At 70.3% G+C, this 21,365-nt stretch carries 14 protein-coding genes and 1 pseudogene; 6 read left to right on the plus strand and 9 right to left on the minus strand.

The features are described from left to right. Nucleotides 1-133 precede the first annotated feature (133 nt). Together mshC and FNH04_RS19120 are read left to right on the plus strand one after the other, a co-directional pair. Entirely contained in the window at nucleotides 134-1,363 is a 1,230-nt protein-coding gene (gene mshC, locus FNH04_RS19115) for a cysteine--1-D-myo-inosityl 2-amino-2-deoxy-alpha-D-glucopyranoside ligase (RefSeq protein ID WP_152785831.1), read from the plus strand. Between the two features lie 219 nt (nucleotides 1,364-1,582). Beyond that, nucleotides 1,583-2,563: an SMP-30/gluconolactonase/LRE family protein gene (locus FNH04_RS19120; protein ID WP_322723292.1), complete on the plus strand. Its 981-nt coding sequence runs from the start codon at nucleotides 1,583-1,585 to the stop codon at nucleotides 2,561-2,563. Nucleotides 2,564-2,620: 57 nt separating this feature from the next. On the opposite strand, the gene FNH04_RS19125 is transcribed toward FNH04_RS19120, so the two are convergent. The 7 genes and pseudogenes from FNH04_RS19125 to FNH04_RS19155 form a co-directional block, all read right to left on the minus strand. Further along, nucleotides 2,621-3,619 carry a PAC2 family protein gene (locus FNH04_RS19125; RefSeq protein WP_322723293.1) on the minus strand — a complete coding sequence of 333 codons (999 nt, stop codon included), beginning with the start codon at nucleotides 3,617-3,619 and terminating at the stop codon, nucleotides 2,621-2,623. A 160-nt stretch (nucleotides 3,620-3,779) separates the two neighbouring features. Then, nucleotides 3,780-4,451, minus strand: a complete 672-nt coding sequence (locus FNH04_RS19130; RefSeq protein WP_152785833.1) for a FadR/GntR family transcriptional regulator — start codon at nucleotides 4,449-4,451, stop codon at nucleotides 3,780-3,782. A gap of 42 nt (nucleotides 4,452-4,493) precedes the next feature. Continuing rightward, a pseudogene (locus FNH04_RS47745) lies at nucleotides 4,494-4,839 on the minus strand (purine-nucleoside phosphorylase); the annotation flags it as partial. Nucleotides 4,840-4,913: 74 nt separating this feature from the next. Further along, nucleotides 4,914-6,530 (minus strand): glycerol-3-phosphate dehydrogenase/oxidase, encoded by a 1,617-nt coding sequence (locus FNH04_RS19140; RefSeq protein WP_152785835.1) that lies wholly within the window; start codon nucleotides 6,528-6,530, stop codon nucleotides 4,914-4,916. Nucleotides 6,531-6,549: 19 nt separating this feature from the next. After that, nucleotides 6,550-8,094: a glycerol kinase GlpK gene (gene glpK, locus FNH04_RS19145; protein WP_322723294.1), complete on the minus strand. Its 1,545-nt coding sequence runs from the start codon at nucleotides 8,092-8,094 to the stop codon at nucleotides 6,550-6,552. 95 nt (nucleotides 8,095-8,189) lie between these two features. Next, nucleotides 8,190-8,984 carry an MIP/aquaporin family protein gene (locus FNH04_RS19150; protein WP_322723295.1) on the minus strand — a complete coding sequence of 265 codons (795 nt, stop codon included), beginning with the start codon at nucleotides 8,982-8,984 and terminating at the stop codon, nucleotides 8,190-8,192. Between the two features lie 404 nt (nucleotides 8,985-9,388). Further along, nucleotides 9,389-10,153 (minus strand): IclR family transcriptional regulator, encoded by a 765-nt coding sequence (locus tag FNH04_RS19155; protein ID WP_152785837.1) that lies wholly within the window; start codon nucleotides 10,151-10,153, stop codon nucleotides 9,389-9,391. 345 nt (nucleotides 10,154-10,498) lie between these two features. Between FNH04_RS19155 and metH the strand changes: the two genes are divergently transcribed. The 4 genes from metH to FNH04_RS19175 all read left to right on the plus strand — a co-directional run bounded on the left by metH (nucleotide 10,499) and on the right by FNH04_RS19175 (nucleotide 18,602). After that, complete coding sequence (gene metH / locus FNH04_RS19160) at nucleotides 10,499-14,026, plus strand: methionine synthase (RefSeq protein ID WP_152785839.1); 3,528 nt, start codon at nucleotides 10,499-10,501, stop codon at nucleotides 14,024-14,026. Nucleotides 14,027-14,177: 151 nt separating this feature from the next. Beyond that, complete coding sequence (locus tag FNH04_RS19165) at nucleotides 14,178-14,873, plus strand: HAD family hydrolase (RefSeq protein WP_152785841.1); 696 nt, start codon at nucleotides 14,178-14,180, stop codon at nucleotides 14,871-14,873. Nucleotides 14,874-15,321: 448 nt separating this feature from the next. Next, entirely contained in the window at nucleotides 15,322-16,923 is a 1,602-nt protein-coding gene (locus tag FNH04_RS19170; RefSeq protein WP_152785843.1) for an ABC transporter substrate-binding protein, read from the plus strand. A 101-nt stretch (nucleotides 16,924-17,024) separates the two neighbouring features. Further along, complete coding sequence (locus FNH04_RS19175) at nucleotides 17,025-18,602, plus strand: ABC transporter substrate-binding protein (protein WP_152785845.1); 1,578 nt, start codon at nucleotides 17,025-17,027, stop codon at nucleotides 18,600-18,602. A 95-nt stretch (nucleotides 18,603-18,697) separates the two neighbouring features. Here the strand turns inward: FNH04_RS19175 and FNH04_RS19180 are convergent, their stop codons facing one another. Together FNH04_RS19180 and FNH04_RS19185 are read right to left on the minus strand one after the other, a co-directional pair. Continuing rightward, a complete protein-coding gene (locus FNH04_RS19180) occupies nucleotides 18,698-19,372 on the minus strand; it encodes a response regulator transcription factor (RefSeq protein WP_322723297.1) in 675 nt (224 codons plus the stop codon). 14 nt (nucleotides 19,373-19,386) lie between these two features. Beyond that, on the minus strand, nucleotides 19,387-20,313 hold the full coding sequence (locus FNH04_RS19185) for a RecB family exonuclease (RefSeq protein ID WP_152785847.1): 927 nt from the start codon (nucleotides 20,311-20,313) through the stop codon (nucleotides 19,387-19,389). Nucleotides 20,314-21,365 lie beyond the last annotated feature (1,052 nt).

The following is a 21,365-nucleotide window of genomic DNA, read 5'->3' on the forward strand; positions in this document are numbered from 1 at the left end:
GGCACAAACCCACCGCACAGCCCCACGAAAAGGGCACCCCCACCCCACCCCGCACACCCGGAGGGTCACCGCAAGGCCGCCTTCCAGGCCATCCCGTTCGTATGTGGAACTTCGGCCCGGTTACGCTCATGACATGCATGCCTGGCCCGCTTCTGAGGTCCCCGCCCTGCCCGGCAAGGGCCGCGACCTCCAGATCCACGACACCGCGACCGACGGTCTGGTAACCCTGGACCCCGGCCCCGTCGCCCGTCTCTACGTCTGTGGGATCACCCCCTACGACGCGACCCACATGGGTCACGCGGCGACCTACAACGCGTTCGACCTCGTTCAGCGCGTGTGGCTCGACACCAAGCGGCAGGTTCACTACGTCCAGAACGTGACCGACGTCGACGACCCCCTGCTGGAGCGAGCGCAGCGCGACGGCGTCGACTGGGTGGCCCTCGCCGAGAAGGAGACCTCCCTCTTCCGCGAGGACATGACCGCCCTGCGGATGCTGCCCCCGCGGCACTACATCGGCGCCGTGGAGGCGATACCCGGAATCGTCCCGCTCGTCGAACGCCTGCGCGACGCCGGCGCCGCGTACGAGCTCGAGGGCGACATCTACTTCTCCATCGGATCCGACCCGAACTTCGGCAAGGTGTCCAACCTGGACGCCGCCGCGATGCGCCTGCTGTCCGCCGAGCGCGGCGGCGACCCGGACCGCCCGGGCAAGAAGAACCCGCTCGACCCGATGCTCTGGATGGCCGCGCGGGAGGGGGAGCCCAGCTGGGACGGCGGTTCGCTCGGCCGCGGCCGCCCCGGGTGGCACATCGAGTGCGTCGCCATCGCCCTCGACCACCTCGGCATGGGCTTCGACGTGCAGGGCGGGGGATCGGATCTGGCCTTTCCCCACCACGAGATGGGCGCCTCGCACGCCCAGGCGCTGACCGGCGAGTTCCCCATGGCCAAGGCGTACGTCCACGCCGGGATGGTCGCCCTCGACGGCGAGAAGATGTCGAAGTCGAAGGGCAACCTCGTCTTCGTGTCCGCGCTGCGGCGCGACGGCGTCGACCCCGCGGCCATACGGCTCGCGCTGCTCGCCCACCACTACCGGGCCGACTGGGAGTGGACCGACCAGGTCCTCGCGGACGCCGTGGCCCGGCTCGACCGCTGGCGCGCCGCCGTGTCGCGGCCCGACGGCCCGCCCGCAGAGGCGCTCGTCGAGGAGATGCGCGAGGCCCTCGCGAACGACCTGGACGCCCCGTCGGCGCTCGCCGCTGTCGACCGCTGGGCCGCAGTGCAGAAGGAGCAGGGCGGTACGGACGAGGGCGCGCCCGGCGTCGTCTCACGGGCGGTGGACGCGCTGCTGGGTGTGGCGCTGTGACGTAACGGCCCTGCGGTGACGTAACGATCCTCCAGCGCGGTGGAGTGGGGCGCTTCCCCCGGTAGCAACGGGGAAGCGCCCCACCGTTTTCCCCGAACCCTGTCAAGTGCCTGTCGGGCAACCGATGTTGCTGCGGTGACGGTGTTCCTGTGATGAGGTGTCAGCGTCAGTTGACCGAAGGACCGGCCAACTGCCGGTCCCCTCGCGGAAGGACGCGTAGTGGCACCCTCACCCCCGCACTCTGCCCTCGCACACCACCTCAGCCGGCGCGGACTGCTCACCGCCGGAGCGGTGACCGCCGGGGCCGCGCTCCTCGGGTCACCGGCCCACGCGGCTGCCCGCTCGGCGCGGACCTGGCCCACCGTGATACCCCTGCCCAACGGCTTCCGCCCGGAGGGCATCACGATCGGCGGCGGCCCGTACGCCTACCTCGGGTCGCTCGGTGACGGTTCGATCTACCGCGCCGATCTGCGCACCGGAGAGGGCCGCGTCATCTCGACCGGGCCCGGCACGCCGTCGGTGGGCCTCAAACTCGACGACCGCGGGCGGCTGTTCGTCGCCGGGCGCGGTCAGGGCGCCCGCGTCGTGGACGCCCGTACGGGAGCGATCCTCGCCTCGTACACGCTGACCACCGCCACCCCGACCTTCGCCAACGACGTGTTCCTGACCCCGCGCGCGGCCTGGTTCACCGACTCGTTCCAGCCCGCGCTCTACGCCCTGCCGCTCGGCCGGCGCGGCGCGCTGCCGGCCGCGGACGACATCGTACGGATCACCCTGAGCGGGGACTGGAGCCAGACGCCCGGCGAGGTCGTGAACGCCAACGGCATCACGCGCACCCCGGACGGCAAGGCGCTCCTGGTCGTGCAGTCCGGGGTCGGCGGGCTCCACCGCGTCGACCCGAGGACCGGGGTCACCCGGAGGGTCGACCTCGGCGACGCCGCCCCGCTCACCAACGGCGACGGACTGCTGCTGACCGGGCGGACGCTGTACGTGGTCCAGAACCGGCAGAACGCGATCGACGTGTTCACGCTCGCCGCGGACGGCACCAGCGGCGTCTTCCACAAGCGCGTCACGGACCCGGACCTCGACGTGCCGACGACCGCGGCCGCGTACAAGGGGAGGCTCTACCTGCCCAACGCCCGGTTCACCACGACACCGACGCCGGACACGACATACGCCGTGGTCGCCGTGGACCGTTGACGCCGACGGGGGCGAACACAGCAGAGGGGCGGTGCGACGCACCGCCCCTCTCGGCTCTCAGTCCTCCGACGAGTCCTCCTCGTCGCCCCCCGGCCCCTGCGGCTTCGGCGGGCGCGTCCGTCCGCCGGGGTTGTCCCGCAGGTACGAGGCGCTGTCGGTGCCGTCCGCCGTGGCGTGCCCACCCGCTGCCGGACCCGGCGGGCCGGCGGGCCCCTTGAGGTCCCGTCTGCGCAGATAGCGCTCGAACTCACGGGCGATCGCCTCGCCCGACGCCTCCGGCAGTTCGGCGGTGTCCCGGGCCTCCTCCAGCGTCTGCACGTACTCGGCGACCTCGCTGTCCTCGGCGGCCAGCTGGTCCACGCCGACCTGCCACGCGCGTGCGTCCTCGGGCAGCTCGCCCAGGGGGATACGCATGTCGAGCAGGTCCTCCAGACGGTTCAGGAGGGCCAGTGTCGCCTTCGGGTTGGGCGGCTGCGACACATAGTGCGGGACCGCCGCCCACAGCGAGACGGCCGGGACGCCCGCGTGCGTGCACGCCTCCTGGAGGATGCCCACGATGCCCGTGGGGCCCTCGTACTTGGTCTCCTCCAGGTCCATCCGCCGGGCCAGGTCCGGGTCGGAGGTGACCCCGCTGACCGGGACCGGGCGCGTGTGCGGGGTGTCGCCCAGCAGGGCGCCCAGGATGACCACGAGCTCCACACCCAGCTCGTGGGCGAAGCCGAGCAGCTCGTTGCAGAACGAGCGCCACCGCATGGACGGCTCGATGCCGCGGACCAGCACCAGGTCCCGGGGCTTCTCGCCGCCCACCCTGACCACCGACAGCCTCGTCGTCGGCCAGGTGATCTTGCGGACACCGGCGTCCAGCCACACCGTGGGGCGGTTGACCTGGAAGTCGTAGTAGTCCTCGGCGTCCAGCGCCGCGAACACGTCGCCCTTCCATTCCCTGTCGAGATGCGCGACCGCGGTGGAGGCGGCGTCGCCGGCATCGTTCCAGCCCTCGAACGCGGCCACCATGACCGGGTCGATCAGCTCGGGAACCCCCTCGAGCTCGATCACCCAGTGCCTCCTTCCGACGTGCCCTCGTGTACGTCCCAACCTTACGGCGTGCGACGGGGGCGCCCGCAGCCCCCTTGCACGGGGGAGTGAACGGATCACTGCCCCGTTCACCACCCCGGAACACCCCGGAGCCGGAGTCGAAAGAGCCGCCACCGGTGGTTCACAGGGACGAGCGCAGCCACTGCTCCACCGACGCGATGTGGACCATCGCCCAGGAGCGGGCCGCCTCCGCGTCGCGGTCCCGGAGGGCGCCCAGAATCATGCGGTGCTCGTGCAGGGTGCGGCTGACCGCGTCCTCCTGGGTCAGGCCCCGCCATATACGGGCCCGGGTCGTGGGGCCCGAGAGGCCGTCCAGCAGGGAGCAGAGCACCGAGTTCCCGGAGCTCTGCACGATGCCCCGGTGGAAGTCCAGGTCGCAGGCGACGAGCTCCTCCACCGACGGCTCCTCGCCGAGCTTCTCCAACTGAGCGGACAACGCGTCCAGTTGCTGCTCACTGATACGGGACGCCGCCATCGCCGTGGCCGCCGGCTCCAGAATGCGCCGCACCGCGAGGAACTCCAGCACCGTGTCGTCGCGGTGGAAGTCGACGACGAAGCTCAGCGCCTCCAGCAGCAGCTGCGGATCCAGGCTGGTCACATACGTGCCGTCGCCCTGCCGTACATCCAGGATCCGGATCAGCGACAGGGCGCGCACCGCCTCCCGCAGGGAGTTGCGGGACAGCCCGAGTTCCGAGGCGAGCTCGCTCTCCTTGGGCAGGCGGTCGCCGGGGCGCAGCGCGCCGGAGACGATCATTCCCTTGATCTTCTCGATCGCCTCATCGGTGACTGCCATGGCGGTCCTCCCCGTTGCTCAGACATCCGAGGTCTCAGGTCATTATGAGGCCTGAGCAGGCAGAACGGGATACTCCTCCGTCAGCAGACGCAGGACCTCGAGCGCGACGACCGCCCCGCGCCCGACGCCCCGGACCACGACCCCCGCGGTGCGGATCGTAGCCGCCGGTCGGCAACGGCCTTTCCTGGTCGACGAGTTCATCGGCGCCGGCCCCGTCCACGACGAGCGTCCCGCCCGCGACCAGACCGCGGAGCGAGGCCGTCACGAACAGCGCGGAAAGCTCCGTCTCGACGGCCGCGAGCCCGGCCCTGCCGTACGCGTCCAGCGGGATCAGCCCGGGCTGGAACACGGTCCGCGTCCACACGACGCCCCGGTGACATGGTGGCCCACACCCCAAGGACCGGTCGAAACGCCGGAGGGGCGGCCCCCCGCGGGAACCGCCCCTCACCCCACCGCAGCCGCCTACTCCTTGTCGAGCAGGTCCCGCACCTTGCCGCGGACGTCGTCCGTGTCGAGACCCCGGATCGTCAGCGTCGTACGGCGGCGCAGTACGTCGTCGGGCGTCTGTGCCCACTCGTTGTCCCGGGCGTAGACGACCTGGGCCCAGATCTCGGGCGCGTCCGGGTGGACGCGCTCGCCGAGCGCGGGATCGTCGTTGGCGAGGCGGGCGATGTCGAAGGCGAGCGAGCCGTAGTGCGTGGCCAGGTGCCGGGCCGTGTCCGGTGCCATACGCGGGCCGGGCGCCGGGCGGTCGACCAGAAGCCGGTGGGCGACCGCACGCGGGTTGGCGACACCCGGCAGCGGCAGCCTCTTCGGGAGGGAGGCGATCGGTTCGAAGTCCTCACCGAGCGGCCGGCCCGGCAGGGCCTCCAGCTTCTTCATCACCGTACGGCCGATGTGCCGGAAGGTGGTCCACTTGCCGCCCGCGACGGACAGCATCCCGCCCCGGCCCTCCGTGACGACCGTCTCCCGCTTGGCCTTCGACGTGTCGCCGGGGCCGCCGGGCAGTACCCGCAGACCGGCGAACGCGTACGTCATCAGGTCGCGCGAGAGCTGCTGGTCCCGGATCGAGAAGGCGGCCTCGTCGAGTATCTGGGCGATGTCCTTCTCGGTGACCGCGACCTCGCCCGGCTCGCCCACGTACTCCTCGTCCGTGGTGCCGAGCAGCAGCATGTCCTCCCAGGGGAGGGCGAAGGTGATGCGGTACTTGTCGATGGGGGTGGCCAGCGCGGCCTTCCACGGGGAGGTGCGCTTGAGCACCAGGTGCGCGCCCTTGGACAGGCGGATGGAGGGCGCCGCGTCCGGGTTCTCCATCCGGCGCAGGTGGTCGACCCACGGGCCCGTCGCGTTCAGCACGAGCCGCGCGTTCACCCCGAACTCGTCGCCGGACAGGCGGTCCCTGAGGTCCGCGCCCGTGACCCGGCCGCGAGTGAAGCGCAGACCCGTGACCTCGGCGTGGTTCAGGACTACGGCGCCCGAGTCGACGGCCGCGCGGACCGTCATCAGCGCCATCCGGGAGTCGTTCATCTGGTCGTCGCCGTACACGGCCACGGCCCTGAGGTTCTCGGTGCGCAGCTCGGGCACGTCCTGGGCCGCCTTCGCCGGGCTCAGCAGATGGCCCACGCCGTCGCCGAACGCCGACAGCGCGGAGTAGGCGAACACGCCCGCCCCGAGCTTCGCCGCGCCGTGCGGCCCGCCCTTGTACACGGGGAGGTAGAACGTGAGCGGATTCGCCAGATGGGGGGCCACCTGGCGGGAGACCGCACGGCGCTCGAAGTGGTTCTCCGCCACCAGCCGCACCGCGCCGGTCTGCAGATACCGCAGACCGCCGTGGAGCAGCTTGGAGGAGGCGGAGGACGTGGCGCCGGCGAAGTCGCCGGCGTCGACCAGCGCCACCCTGAGCCCGGACTGCGCGGCATGCCAGGCGGTGGAGATGCCCAGGATGCCGCCGCCGATGACGAGGAGGTCGTACGCCGCCCCGGCGAGCTGCTCACGGGTCTGGGCGCGGCTCGGGTTCGCGCCGGAGGCCGGTCGCTTCCCCAGGGCGGGCAGGGTCTGCAGGGTGGACTGACTGGTCATTGCGGGTTCTTGCTCCTCATCAGCTCTCGTCGGCGTCGTCGGCGAGCCAGCCCATGGTCCGCTCGACGGCCTTGAGCCAGTTCTTGTACTCACGGTCGCGGAGCTCCGCGTCCATGCGGGGGGTCCACTCGGCGGCCCGGCGCCAGTTGCGGCGCAGGTCGTCGGTGCTGTTCCAGAAGCCGACGGCGAGACCGGCGGCGTAGGCGGCGCCGAGGCAGGTGGTCTCGGCGACCATCGGGCGCACCACGGGGGCGTCCAGGAAGTCCGAGAGGGTCTGCATCAGCAGGTTGTTGGAGGTCATGCCGCCGTCGACCTTGAGCGCGGAGAGCTCGACGCCGGAGTCCTTCGTCATGGCGTCGGTGATCTCACGGGTCTGCCAGGCCGTGGCCTCCAGGACGGCACGCGCCAGGTGCGCCTTGGTGACGTACCGGGTGAGACCGGCGATCACACCGCGGGCGTCGGAGCGCCAGTACGGGGCGAACAGGCCGGAGAAGGCCGGCACGAAGTACGCGCCGCCGTTGTCCTCGACCGTGAGCGCCAGCGTCTCGATCTCGGCGGCGGTGGAGATCAGGCCCATCTGGTCGCGCATCCACTGCACCAGCGAACCGGTGACGGCGATCGAGCCCTCCAGGGCGTAGACCGGCTTGTCGTCGCCGATCCGGTAGCCCACGGTGGTCAGCAGCCCGCTGTACGAGTTGATGATCTTCTCACCGGTGTTCATCAGCATGAAGGTGCCGGTGCCGTACGTGGACTTCGCCTCGCCCTCCGCGAAACAGGTCTGGCCGAACAGGGCCGCCTGCTGGTCGCCGAGCGCGGAGGCGACCGGGATGCCGCCGAGCAGGTCGCCCAGCTTGCCGCCGGTGATCTCGCCGTACACCTCGGCGGAGGAGCGGATCTCGGGCAGCATCTGCATCGGCACGCCGATGGAGGCGCAGATCTTGTCGTCCCACTCCATGGTGTGGAGGTTCATCAGCAGGGTGCGGGAGGCGTTGGTGACGTCGGTGACGTGGTGGCCGCCGTTGACACCGCCGGTCAGGTTCCAGATGACCCAGCTGTCCATCGTGCCGAACAGGATGTCGCCGGCCTCGGCGCGCTCGCGCAGGCCCTCGACGTTGTCCAGCAGCCAGCGGGCCTTCGGGCCGGCGAAGTAGGAGGCGAGGGGGAGACCGGTCTCGCGGCGGAAGCGGTCCTGGCCGACGTTGCGGCCGAGCTCCTTGCAGAGCGCGTCGGTGCGGGTGTCCTGCCAGACGATGGCGTTGTGGACGGGCTCACCGGTGTTCCTGTCCCACAGCAGCGTCGTCTCGCGCTGGTTGGTGATGCCGATGGCCTTGATGTCGTCGCGGGTGATCCCGGCCTTCTCGATGGCCCCGGCGACGACCTCCTGGACGTTGGTCCAGATCTCGACGGCGTTGTGCTCGACCCAGCCCGGCTTCGGGAAGATCTGCTCGTGCTCCTTCTGGTCGACGGAGACGATACGGCCGTCCCGGTCGAACACGATGCAGCGGCTGGAGGTGGTGCCCTGGTCGATGGCGGCGATGAACGGGCCGGCGTGGGCGTCGGTCACTGTGTGCTCCTGAAACTCAAGGGGGCGAAGGGCTGTCGGTACGGCGCGATGCTGCTGAGTGGAATGCTGTCAGCGATGCCGGCGGCGTGGTGCTCTCAAGCAAAGGCGACGTTGTAGATGCCCGCAGCGATCGCGCCGCCGATCAGCGGACCGACCACCGGGACCCAGGCGTAGGCCCAGTCCGAGCCGCCCTTGTTGGGCAGCGGCAGCAGGGTGTGCACGATGCGCGGACCCAGGTCGCGGGCCGGGTTGATCGCGTAGCCGGTCGGGCCACCGAGCGAGAGGCCGATGGACACGACCACCAGGGCGGTGACCAGGGCGCCCAGGGTGCCGAGGCCCTTGCCGCTGTCGTTCAGGCCCTGGGTGAGGACCGCGAGGACGAGGACGACGGTGCCGATGATCTCGGTGGCCAGGTTCTGGGCCGCGTTACGGACCTCGGGGCCGGTGGAGAAGATGCCGAGCACGGGACCGGCGCCGGTCTCCTGCGCCTCGACGGCCTTGGCCTTGGTGGCCTGCGCGCCCGGACCCCCGACGATCTCGCGGTCGGTGAGGTGCGCGTGGAACTGGCCCAGGTACGCGACCCAGACCAGGGCCGCACCGATCATGGCGCCCAGCATCTGGCCCGCCCAGTAGATCGGAACGTTGCTCCAGTCGCCGTCCTTGACCGCGATGGCGAGGGTCACGGCCGGGTTCAGATGGGCGCCCGACAGCGGCGCCGAGGTGTAGACCGCCGTCAGAACGGCGAAACCCCACCCGAAGGTGATGGCGAGCCAGCCGGCGTTACGCGCCTTGGAGGCCTTCAGCGTCACGGCGGCGCACACGCCGCCACCGAGCAGGATGAGTATGGCGGTACCGATGGTCTCGCCGATGAAGATGTCGGAGCTGGACACCCGCGACTCCTTTGTCCTTCGTCCAGGGGAAGGCGAACCCCGGGTCCCTCCGGTGGTCCGCGCCCTCGGGGGTGAGAGCGATGCCGGCCCTGGCGTTGCCACACTCTAGCGCTGATTGCCGGTAGGTGTTCGACAATGCCGACCGATGGACGGGAGTCTTGCCCCGGTGTCACACGCGCGTCAAGGGTTCGGGTATCGAAAATGGGATCGGCCATGGGGCGATGCCGGTCGTCGCCCAGCCGACGGTAGCTGCGCGCGTCCGGACGGGTGCGGGGCGCGCACACCCGCGGGTACGGTGAGGAGGCGCCGCGTCCCGGGAGCACGGGGGAGCGCTTGTGGGCCCGAGGTTCACTCGTGAGCGCGAGGAAGCAGGGGCATACGGAGCACCCGTCCCCGCACGGCGGTCAGAACCGCGCGGCGCCCAGGTCCCGGGACACGGCGCGGGCGCAGTCCCGTACCGCCGCGATCAGCTCGGGCCGCAGCTCACCGTCCCGGCGGACCCGCTCCACGGCGCCGGTGATACCGACCGCGCCCACCGGCATGCGGCGCCGGTCGTGGATGGGGGCGGCGAGGGACGCGACGCCCTCCCACGTCTCCTCGACGTCGGCCGCGTAGCCACGCGCGCGCGTGATGTCCAGGACGGACTCGAACGCGTCCAGCTCGCAGACGGTCCGGTCCGTGAACGCCTTCCGGTGGCCCTCCAGGACCTCGCTGTGCGCCACCGGGTCGTACGCCGACAGCACCTTGCCCAGCGCCGTCGAGTGCAGCGGCTGCATGGCCCCGATCTCCAGGACCTGGCGGCTGTCGTCGGGCCGGAAGACATGGTGCACGATCAGTACGCCCTGCTGGTGCAGCACTCCCAGGTAGACGCTCTCCCCGCTGGAGCGGGCCAGGTCGTCGGTCCACACCAGGGCGCGGGCCCGCAGTTCGTGCACGTCGAGATACGTGGTGCCCAGGCGCAGCAGCTCCGCGCCCAGCTGGTAGCGCCCGGAGGCCTCGTCCTGTTCCACGAAACCCTCGTGCTGGAGGGTGCGCAGTATGCCGTGGGCCGTGCCCTTGGCGAGACCCAGCGACGAGGCGATGTCCGAGAGGCCGAGCCGACGCTCGCCACCCGCGAGCAGCCGCAGCATCGCGGCCGCCCGTTCGAGCGACTGGATGTTCCGTGCCATCGCCGTCCTGCCTCCGTCCCCTTCGACCGTCGGTGCGCGACTCCGCTGACACCGTTCGGCAATGTCGAACACTACCCGTCGCCACCGAGCCGCCGCCAATGGCGGTCGCCACCTTTTCGCCCGAGGAACCCCGGACGGCCCTGGTGAGGTCACCCGCGCCGTCGAAGTACGCCGGGGTGGGCCGTCGGAGCAAGTGGGAGTAAACCGCATGTTCGCGGGGATGTCGGGCCCGTCCGTCCCGTGGACGCCCTGACCGACCGCGGCCGTGCCGGGCTACCCTTGCCGGGTGCGTCTTCCACGGGAAGCCGCAAAGCCGACAGCCGTCGCACTCCAGGGAGCACCTTTATGGCCTCGTCGCCGAATTCGTCCCCTACGTCCGCCGCTTCCGACAGCCGGACCCGATCAGAGGCACTCCGCCACGCCCTGGCCACGCGCGTCGTGGTCGCCGACGGCGCGATGGGCACGATGCTCCAGGCCCAGGAGCCGACGCTGGAGGACTTCCAGCAGCTGGAGGGCTGCAACGAGATCCTGAACGTCACCCGCCCGGACATCGTGCGCTCGGTGCACGAGGCGTACTTCGCGGTGGGTGTGGACTGCGTGGAGACGAACACGTTCGGGGCGAACCACGCGGCGATGGCCGAGTACGACATCTCCGACCGCGTCCACGAGCTGTCCGAGGCAGGCGCGCGGATCGCACGCGAGGTGGCGGACGAGTACGTCGCCCGCGACGGCCGGCAGCGGTGGGTGCTGGGCTCGATCGGCCCGGGTACCAAGCTGCCGACACTGGGCCATGTCTCGTACACGACGATCCGCGACGGCTTCCAGATCAACGCGGAGGGTCTGCTCGCCGGTGGCGCGGACGCCCTGATCGTGGAGACCACGCAGGATCTGCTCCAGACCAAGGCATCGATCCTGGGCGCCCACCGCGCCATGGACGCGACCGGCGTCCGGGTGCCCCTGGTGTGCTCGATGGCGTTCGAGACGACCGGCACGATGCTGCTGGGCTCGGAGATCGGTGCGGCACTGACCGCGCTGGAGCCGCTGGGCATCGACATGATCGGCCTGAACTGCTCGACGGGCCCGGCGGAGATGAGCGAGCACCTCCGCTATCTGGCCCGCCACTCCCGTATCCCGCTGCTCTGCATGCCGAACGCGGGCCTGCCGGTGCTGACCAAGGACGGTGCCCACTTCCCGCTCGGCCCGGAGGGTCTGGCGGACGCGCAGGAGAACTTCGTCCGGGAGTACGGCCTCTCCCTGATCGGCGGCTGCTGCGGCACCACCCCCGAGCACCTGCGCCAGGTCGTCGAGCGCGTCCGCGACCTCACGCCCACCGAGCGCGACCCGCGCCCCGAGCCCGGCGCCGCCTCGCTCTACCAGACCGTCCCCTTCCGGCAGGACACGGCCTACCTGGCGATCGGCGAGCGCACCAACGCCAACGGCTCCAAGAAGTTCCGCGAGGCCATGCTGGAGGGCCGCTGGGACGACTGCGTGGAGATGGCGCGCGAGCAGATCCGTGAGGGCGCGCACATGCTCGACCTCTGCGTGGACTACGTCGGCCGTGACGGCGTGGCCGACATGGAGGAGCTGGCCGGCCGTTTCGCCACCGCCTCCACGCTGCCGATCGTCCTGGACTCCACCGAGGTCGAGGTCATCAGGGCCGGGCTGGAGAAGCTCGGCGGCCGCGCGGTGATCAACTCCGTCAACTACGAGGACGGCGACGGTCCCGAGTCCCGCTTCGCGAAGGTCACGAAGCTCGCGCGCGAGCACGGTGCCGCGCTGATCGCGCTGACCATCGACGAGGAGGGCCAGGCCCGCACCCCCGAGAAGAAGGTCGAGATCGCCGAACGGCTGATCGCCGACCTGACCGGCAACTGGGGCATCCACGAGTCGGACATCCTCATCGACACCCTGACCTTCACCATCTGCACGGGCCAGGAGGAGTCCCGCAAGGACGGCATCGCCACCATCGAGGCGATCCGCGAGCTCAAGCGCCGCCACCCGGACGTACAGACCACACTGGGCCTGTCGAACATCTCCTTCGGCCTGAACCCGGCCGCCCGGATCCTGCTGAACTCGGTGTTCCTGGACGAGTGCGTCAAGGCCGGCCTGGACTCGGCGATCGTGCACGCGTCCAAGATCCTGCCGATCGCCCGCTTCGACGAGGAGCAGGTCACCACCGCCCTCGACCTGATCCACGACCGGCGCACCGAGGGCTACGACCCGCTGCAGAAGCTGATGGCGCTGTTCGAGGGCGCCACCGCCAAGTCCCTGAAGGCGGGCAGGGCCGAGGAACTGGCCGCGCTGCCGCTGGAGGAGCGTCTGAAGCGGCGCATCATCGACGGCGAGCGCAACGGCCTGGAGGCCGACCTCGACGAGGCCCTGCAGACCCGTCCGGCCCTGGACATCGTCAACGAGACCCTGCTGGACGGCATGAAGGTCGTCGGCGAGCTGTTCGGCTCCGGCCAGATGCAGCTGCCGTTCGTCCTCCAGTCCGCCGAGGTCATGAAGGCCGCCGTGGCACATCTCGAGCCGCACATGGAGAAGTCCGACGCGGAGGGCAAGGGCACCATCGTGCTGGCCACCGTGCGCGGCGACGTGCACGACATCGGCAAGAACCTGGTCGACATCATCCTGTCCAACAACGGCTACAACGTCGTCAACCTGGGCATCAAGCAGCCGGTCTCGGCGATCCTGGAGGCCGCCGAGGAGCACCGCGCCGACGTCATCGGCATGTCCGGGCTGCTGGTGAAGTCCACGGTGATCATGAAGGAGAACCTGGAGGAGCTCAACCAGCGCGGCCTGGCCGCCGACTTCCCGGTGATCCTCGGCGGCGCCGCGCTGACCAGGGCGTACGTCGAGCAGGACCTGCACGAGATCTACCAGGGCGAAGTACGGTACGCCCGGGACGCGTTCGAGGGCCTGCGGCTGATGGACGCGCTGATCGGCGTCAAGCGGGGCGTGCCCGGAGCGAAGCTGCCGGAGCTCAAGCAGCGCCGGGTCAGGGCCACCGCGCAGACGGTGGTCGAGGAGCACCCCGAGGAGGGCCACGTCCGCTCGGACGTGGCGACCGACAACCCGGTCCCCGAGCCGCCGTTCTGGGGCACCCGGGTCATCAAGGGCATCCAGCTGAAGGAGTACGCGTCCTGGCTGGACGAAGGCGCGCTGTTCAAGGGCCAGTGGGGCCTCAAGCAGGTGCGAACGGGTGACGGACCGTCGTACGAGGAGCTCGTCGAGACCGACGGCCGCCCGCGGCTGCGCGGGCTGCTGGACCGGCTCCAGACCGACAACCTGCTGGAAGCGGCCGTGGTCTACGGCTACTTCCCGTGCGTGTCCAAGGACGACGACCTGATCCTGCTGGACGAACAGGGCAACGAGCGCACCCGGTTCACGTTCCCGCGCCAGCGCCGGGGCCGCCGGCTGTGTCTGGCCGACTTCTTCCGCCCGGAGGAGTCCGGCGAGACCGACGTCGTGGGCCTGCAGGTCGTCACCGTGGGTTCGCGGATCGGCGAGGAGACCGCCAAGCTCTTCGAGGCCAACGCCTACCGCGACTACCTCGAACTGCACGGTCTGTCCGTGCAGCTGGCCGAGGCCCTGGCCGAGTACTGGCACGCGCGCGTGCGCGCCGAGCTCGGTTTCGCGGGGGAGGACCCGGCGGCGATCGAGGACATGTTCGACCTCAAGTACCGGGGGGCCCGTTTCTCCCTCGGCTACGGCGCCTGCCCGGACCTGGAGGACCGCGCCAAGATCGCCGAGCTGCTCCAGCCGGAGCGGATCGGGGTCCGGCTCTCCGAGGAGTTCCAGCTCCACCCCGAGCAGTCCACCGACGCGATCGTCATCCACCACCCGGAGGCCAAGTACTTCAACGCGCGCTAGTCCGGTACCCATCCGGGCGCAGCGCGCCTCTCCACCTCCCCAGAGGCCAAACCAGGCGCTTCGTCGAACGGCGTCGTACACTGGTCGGTCCACCGCAGGCCGGTTCCCCATCCGGGAACCGGCCTGCTCGTCCCACAAGGAGGTGCGCCGGATGACGACAACGGTCCCCGCGCTCGGTACCCAGACGGCCGAAGGCTCAGCACTGCAGGCCGTGCTCCTCGACATGGACGGAACCCTGGTGGACACCGAGGGATTCTGGTGGGACGTCGAGGTCGAGGTCTTCGCGGGCCTCGGACACACGCTCGACGACTCCTGGCGCCATGTCGTGGTGGGCGGCCCCATGACCCGCAGTGCCGGCTTCCTCATCGAGGCCACCGGCGCGGACATCACCCTCGCTGAGCTCACGGTGCTGCTCAACGACGGGTTCGAGGGCCGTATCGGGCGCACTCTGCCCCTGATGCCGGGCGCCACCAGGCTCCTCGCCGAACTGGCCGCGCACGGTGTTCCCACCGCCCTGGTGTCCGCCTCCCACCGGCGCATCATCGACCGCGTCCTGACCTCGCTCGGCCCGCAGCACTTCGCGCTGACCGTGGCGGGCGACGAGGTGGAGCGGACCAAGCCGCACCCCGACCCGTATCTGCTGGCGGCGGCCGGGCTGAACGCGGATCCGGTCAGATGCGCGGTCATCGAGGACACGGCGACCGGTGTCGCGGCCGCGGAGGCCGCCGGCTGTCATGTGGTCGCGGTCCCCTCGGTGTCGCCCATCGCCCCCGCCGCCCGGCGCACGGTCGTCAGCTCGCTGGAGGAAGTGGATCTCCCTTTTCTCCGTGGGCTGCTGGCGGTCTGACCACGGAAATGCAAGGACCGTTCACCCAGCGTGCTTATTCGAAAGGGTGTTGAGAAAAAAAGCGAGCTCGGCGATCTTGGCGAGAGGAATTCGGTTCACCCGTGATCTGGCTGAATTTCGATACCCGCCACCCCCTTTGATGATGTGAGCTTCACCACCCGTCAAAGGCTCAACAAGAGTGCTCGGAGGTGCGCCCTCCGCCCGTTCTGGGACGAACGGCGCACCCTTGTGTCCCCATTCGCGCAACCTGCACCGATGATTCCACTGACTGTCTGTTCAGTGTGTTCACAGTCGGTTTCGCAGCGTGATGGGATCTCAACTCCGGTGAGGGTGAGCCTCTCTCGTGGTTCGGACTAATGTCGTCGCGAGAAGATCGCCGTACCCCGCGACCCGCCCGCACACCCCAGCCGTCGAGCCCGTGGATAAACAGCTCTGGAGAAACACGAGCATGAACCGCAAAACTCTGGTGCTGCCCGCCGTCATCGGCCTGTTCGCCCCCGTGCTGGCCGCCTGTGGCGGCTCCGACGGCGGGAGGGACGGCGACCCGATCGTCGTAGGCACCACCGACCGGTTCACCGCCTCCAGCGCCGCCCCCGCACCCCTCGACCCGGCCTACGCGTACGACGTCGACACCTGGAACGTTCTGCGCCAGACCGTGCAGACCCTCATGGTCCAGCCACGCGGCGAGGGCGCCCCGCAGCCCGAGGCCGCGGAGAGCTGCCGCTTCACCGACACCGGCAACGAGCGCTACGCCTGCACGCTCCGCCAGGGGCTGGAGTTCGCCGACGGCGACCCGATCACCGCCAAGGACGTGAAGTTCTCCATCGACCGGGCGCGCTCCCTCAAGGCCGACAGCGGTGTGCGCGGGCTGCTGTCGACGATCCAGCTCGTGGAGACCAAGGGCGACCGCGAGGTGATCTTCCACCTCAACGGCCCCGACGCCACCCTCCCGTTCAAGCTGTCCACTCCCGTCGCCGGCATCGTCAACTCCGCCGACTACGACGGGAACAGGCTGCGCGACGGGTTCGAGGTCGACGGCTCCGGGCCGTACACCCTGAAGGCCGAGGTGAAGGACGACCGGCTCGTCAAGGCCGTCTTCACCAGGAACCCCACCTACAAGGGCCTGTTGGAGCCGAAGAACGACAGGGTCGAGCTGCGTTCCTTCGACGACGCCGACGCCATGGGCACCGCCCTCGACAAGGGCGACATCGACCTGATGACCCGCACCCTGACACCACAACAGATCGACAGGCTCGCGAAGTCCTCCGACACGGACGTCGACCTCGTCGAGACGGCCGGCCTGGAGATCCGCTACCTGGCCTTCAACACCGAGGCGTCGCCGGTCGAAGCCAAGGCAGTCCGCCAGGCCATGGCCCAGATCATCGACCGTGACGCCCTCGTCTCCCAGGTGTACGGCACGCGCGCGGAACCGCTGTTCTCACTCGTACCGGCCAACATCACCGGCCACTCCAACTCGTTCCTCAACAAGTACGGCGAACCAAGCACGGCCAAGGCGAAGTCGACCCTCGCCAAGGCCGGCGTCACCACCCCGGTGAAGCTGACCCTGAACTACACGACCGACCACTACGGCCCCGGCACCGCACCGGAGTTCGAGCAGCTCCGGAAGCAGCTCAACGGCAGCGGCCTGTTCGACGTCGACATCAAGGGCACGCCCTGGTCCACGTTCCAACCCGCCGAACGCAAGGGCGAGTACGCGGTCTACGGCATGGGCTGGTTCCCGGACTTCCCAGACGCCGACAACTACCTCGCCCCGTTCCTCGACAAGGACAACTTCCTGCGCTCCCCGTACGAGAACGAGAAGATCCGGAACACGCTGCTCCCCGAGTCCCGCCGCGAGGCCGACCGGGTCAACGCGACAAGGAGCCTCACCGCCATCCAGGACATCGTCGCCGACGACGTACCGGTCCTGCCGCTGTGGCAGGGCAACCAGTACGTCGCCGCGCGCGACGACATCACGGGCTCCGAGTACGCGCTCAACTCCTCCTCGACGCTCCAGCTGTGGGAGCTCAGCCGCGGTGTGAGCGGCTGACCGGACGCAACCCGTCCGCTCCGGACTCCCTCCCCCCACTCCGGACTCCGCCGAGCCCGGAGGTCCTGTCAACCGACAACACAAGGCATCCGTAAGTGAACATGCGTAACCCATTCCCGGTCCTGTCCATCACCACAGGACTGGCCGTCGGCCTGCTCACCGGCTGCGGCTCGGGCACGGGCGACTCCTCCGACGGTGGATCCGCCGTCGTGATGGGGATGTCCGACGACGTGCTGGCCACCGACCCCGCGTCCGGCTACGACCCAGGATCCTGGCTGCTCTTCAACAACGTCTTCCAGTCGCTGCTGAGCTTCCCCAACGGGGGCACGGAACCCGAACCCGATGCCGCCGAGGAGTGCGCCTTCAGCGGCACGGAGACCAAGGTCTACGAGTGCGAACTCAGGGACGGCCTGAAGTTCAGCAACGGTGACTCCCTCACCTCCGAGGACGTCAAGTACTCCTTCGACCGCATGCTGAAGATCAACGACGCCGACGGCCCCGCGGTCATGTTCCCCATGCTCGACAAGGTCGAGACACCGGACGAGAAGACCGTCGTCTTCAAGCTCAAGGTCGCCGACGCCACCTTCCCGAGCAAGATCGCCTCCGGAGCCGGCGCGATCGTCAACCACCGGTCGTACGACGCCGACGGGCTGCGCAAGGACGGCGAGGCCGTCGGCTCCGGCCCGTACAAGCTCGACTCGTTCAGTGAGGACGAGGCCGTCTTCTCGGTCAACGAGAACTACAAGGGCAACGCCGACGTGAACAACACCGGTGTGACCCTGAAGTTCTTCCACGGGGACCAGGCCGCCCTGAAGAAGGCTCTGCGGGACGACGACATCGATGTCGCCTACCGCGGCCTCAGTGCCGGTGACATCGCTGACATCGAGGCGGACAGCTCCACCCAGAGCACCATCGACCTCGTCGACGGCACCGGCGCCGAGGTGCAGCACCTCGTCTTCAACATGGACGACCCGGTGGCGGGCAAGCTCGGCGTCCGCGAGGCCATCGCCTATCTCCTCGACCGCGAGGCCCTCGTCGACGAGGTCTACCAGGGCACGGCCCAGCCGCTGTACTCAATCATTCCGGCCGGTATCACGGGCCACAACACGGCCTTCTTCGACACCTACGGAGCCCGCCCGTCCAAGGAAAAGGCGGAGGCGGCCCTGCGCGCCGAGGGCATCACGGGCAAGGTCGAACTGACCCTCTGGTCGACGCCCTCGCGCTACGGCCCCTCCACCGACCAGGAGTTCAAGGCGATCGCCAAGCAGCTCAACGACAGCGGGCTGTTCGACGCGACCGTGAAGTCCGTGCCCTTCGCGCAGTACGAGAAGGACATAGCCGCGGGCAAGTACGGCGTGTACGTGAAGGGCTGGGTGCCCGACTACCCGGACCCCGACAACTTCACGAGCCCGTTCTTCGGCGAGGGCAACGTGCTCGGCAACAACTACACCAACAAGACGATCACCGGCACCCTGCTGCCGAAGACCGCCGCCGAGACCGAGCGCGCCGCGACCGAGCAGGAGTACGCCCAGCTCCAGAACATCGTCGCCGAGGACGTCCCGGTCATCCCCATCTGGCAGGCCAAGCAGTACGCGGTCGTCCGTGACGCCGTGTACGGCCTGGAGTACTGCCTCGACGCCTCGACCGTGTTCCGCTTCTGGGAGATCAGCAAGGACTGACGCCCGGCGGTACGCGGACCGTACGAACACCGAGGGCGCCCCTCACGTCGAAGGGCGCCCTCGGTCTCGTACTCCCAGGCCGGTGGAGTGTGCCGCTACTGCTGCGCGCCGGGGCGCACCAGCCCGCTCTCGTACGCGTACACCGCGGCCTGCACACGGTCACGCAGCCCCAACTTGGTCAGGACATGGCCCACGTGCGTCTTGACCGTGGTCTCGCTGACGAACAGGTCCGCCGCGATCTCCGCGTTCGACAGCCCGCGGGCCACCAGCTTCAGCACCTCGACCTCGCGGTCGGTGAGCGTGTGCAGGACGTCCGGCACCGGTTCGTCGCCGGACGGCAGATGCGTGGCGTACTTGTCGAGGAGCCGGCGCGTGATGCTCGGCGCGAGCATCGCCTCACCGGCGGCCACCACACGGATCGCCTGCACCAGCTCGTTCGCCGGCGCGTCCTTGAGCAGGAAACCGCTGGCACCGGCGCGCAGCGCCTCCACCACGTACTCGTCGAGATCGAACGTCGTCAGCACCAGCACCTTCGCCGGACCGTCCCGACCGGGCCCGGTGATCTGCCGGGTCGCCTCCACCCCGTCCATGCGCGGCATGCGGATGTCCATCAGAACCACATCAGGCTGGAGCGCACGCACCTGGTCGAGTGCCTGCAGTCCGTCACCGGCCTCCCCGACGACCGCGATGTCCTGCTCCGCCTCCAGGATCATCCGGAAGCCGGTACGCAAGAGCGGCTGGTCGTCGACCAGTAGGACGCGGATGGCCACGTAAGTCTCCTTCGCTAGTCCGGGCCCATTCTGCCCTGCGCCCCGCCGCCCGACTCGGGCGACCTGACCGGCAGCGGATACGGCGGGGGAGTACCGCCGAATTCCGGACACACCGCCTGGTGGTCGCACCAACCGCACAGCCTGGTCGGCCGGGGCCGCCAGACACCCGTCTCCGTGGCCGTGCGGATGGCGTCCCACAGGGCGAGCAGCTTGCGCTCGACCCGCTCCAGATCAGCGAGGACCGGGTCGTAGGTCAGCACGTCCCCGCTGCCGAGGTAGACCAGCTGGAGCCGGCGCGGGACGACCTGCTTCAGGCGCCACACCACCAGGGCGTAGAACTTCATCTGGAACAGCGCGCCCTCGGCGTACTGCGGCTTCGGAGCCTTGCCCGTCTTGTAGTCGACGATCCGGACCTCGCCCGTGGGCGCGACGTCGACGCGGTCGATGATGCCCCGCAGTCTGAGCCCCGAGTCCAGCTCGGCCTCCACGAACAGCTCGCGCTCGGCCGGCTCCAGCCGCGTGGGGTCCTCCAGGGTGAACCAGCGCTCCACGAGCTGCTCGGCCTCCGTGAGCCAGCGGGACAGCCGCTCGCCCTCGGGGTCATCCGCGAACAGGTCCACCACCTCCGGCCGCGTCTCGCGCAGCCGGTCCCACTGGCCGGGGATCAGCGCCTTGGCGCGCGGTGCCGTGCGCTCGGTCGCGGGCGCGTCGAAGAGCCGCTCCAGCACCGCGTGCACCAGAGTGCCGCGCGTGGCCGCCTCGCTCGGCTTCTCGGGGAGCTTGTCGATCACCCGGAACCGGTAGAGGAGGGGGCACTGCATGAAGTCGCTGGCGCGGGAGGGCGAGAGCGACGCCGGAGGCACGGCGACCACGGCACCGGTGTCCGCCGCCGGGTCGGCGCCGGAGCCCTCGGTGCGGGTGCCGTCGGTGCTGGTTTCCATGACCCCAGACCATACGGCCCGCCACTGACAGTGACGTACCCCCGGTGCGCACCGGCGGTGGTGGTGGACTCGCCCCGCACGGCGCGCGGGCGCCTCGCACGACGGCGCGGGACCCCGGGAGGGGGTGCCGGGGCGGAACGAGTCCCGACGACCGCATAGCATCGACCACAGACCCTTCCGCCCGGCGGGACCGGGCGCGGAAGACGCTTCGAACGAGGGGACATCGTGGACGAGAGCGGCGGGAGCGGGCAGCCGCGGTCCGGCAGCGACAAGGCGACCGAGCGCCCTGCGGGGCCGCCGGCCGACCCCGCACACCCCGGTACGACACCGGCCGACGACCGACCGGCCCCCACCGTCCCGGCCGACGCCACCCCGACGCCCAGCGAGGAAGAGCCCGACCGAGAGCCCTCGGCACCCACCGGGTCTCCGAGCGACCACCGGACTCCGGAGCCCATGGGGCCTGCGGGCGATGGCGAGTCCCCTGCGACCACCGAGCCCTCGAGCGACCGGCGCCCGCCCGCGCCCACCGGGCCGGAGGGCGACGGCGCGTCCTCGGCGCACACCGAGTCTCCGAGCGACCGGGGAACTGCCGCCTCCACCGGGCCTGCCGCCGATCACGGACCTGTCGTGCCCACCGGGCCCGAGGGCACAGGCGAGCGCGCGGCCACCGAGTCTGCGGCCGACAGCGAGCCCCCTGCGGTCACCGGGCCTGCGGCCGACAGCGAGCCCCCGGCATCCGCCGGGCCTGCGGCCGGCCACGGGATTGTCGGGCCCTCCGGGCATGCGGGCGGCGGTGAGTCCCGTGCGGCCTCCGGGTCTGCGGCTGACGGCGTGCCCCCTGCGGTCACCGGGTCTGCGGCCGACAGTGAGCCCTCGGCATCCGCCGGGCCTGCGGCCGGCCACGGGATTGTCGGGCCCTCCGGGCATGCGGGCGGCGGTGAGTCCCCTGTGGCCACCGGGTCTGCGGGCGGCGGTGAGCCCTCGGCATCCGCCGGGCCTGCGGCCGGCCACGGCACCCCCGCATCCACCGAACCTTCCGCCCACCACGGCAC

Source organism: Streptomyces phyllanthi (genome assembly GCF_009377205.1).
GTDB classification, from domain to species: domain Bacteria; phylum Actinomycetota; class Actinomycetes; order Streptomycetales; family Streptomycetaceae; genus Streptomyces; species Streptomyces phyllanthi.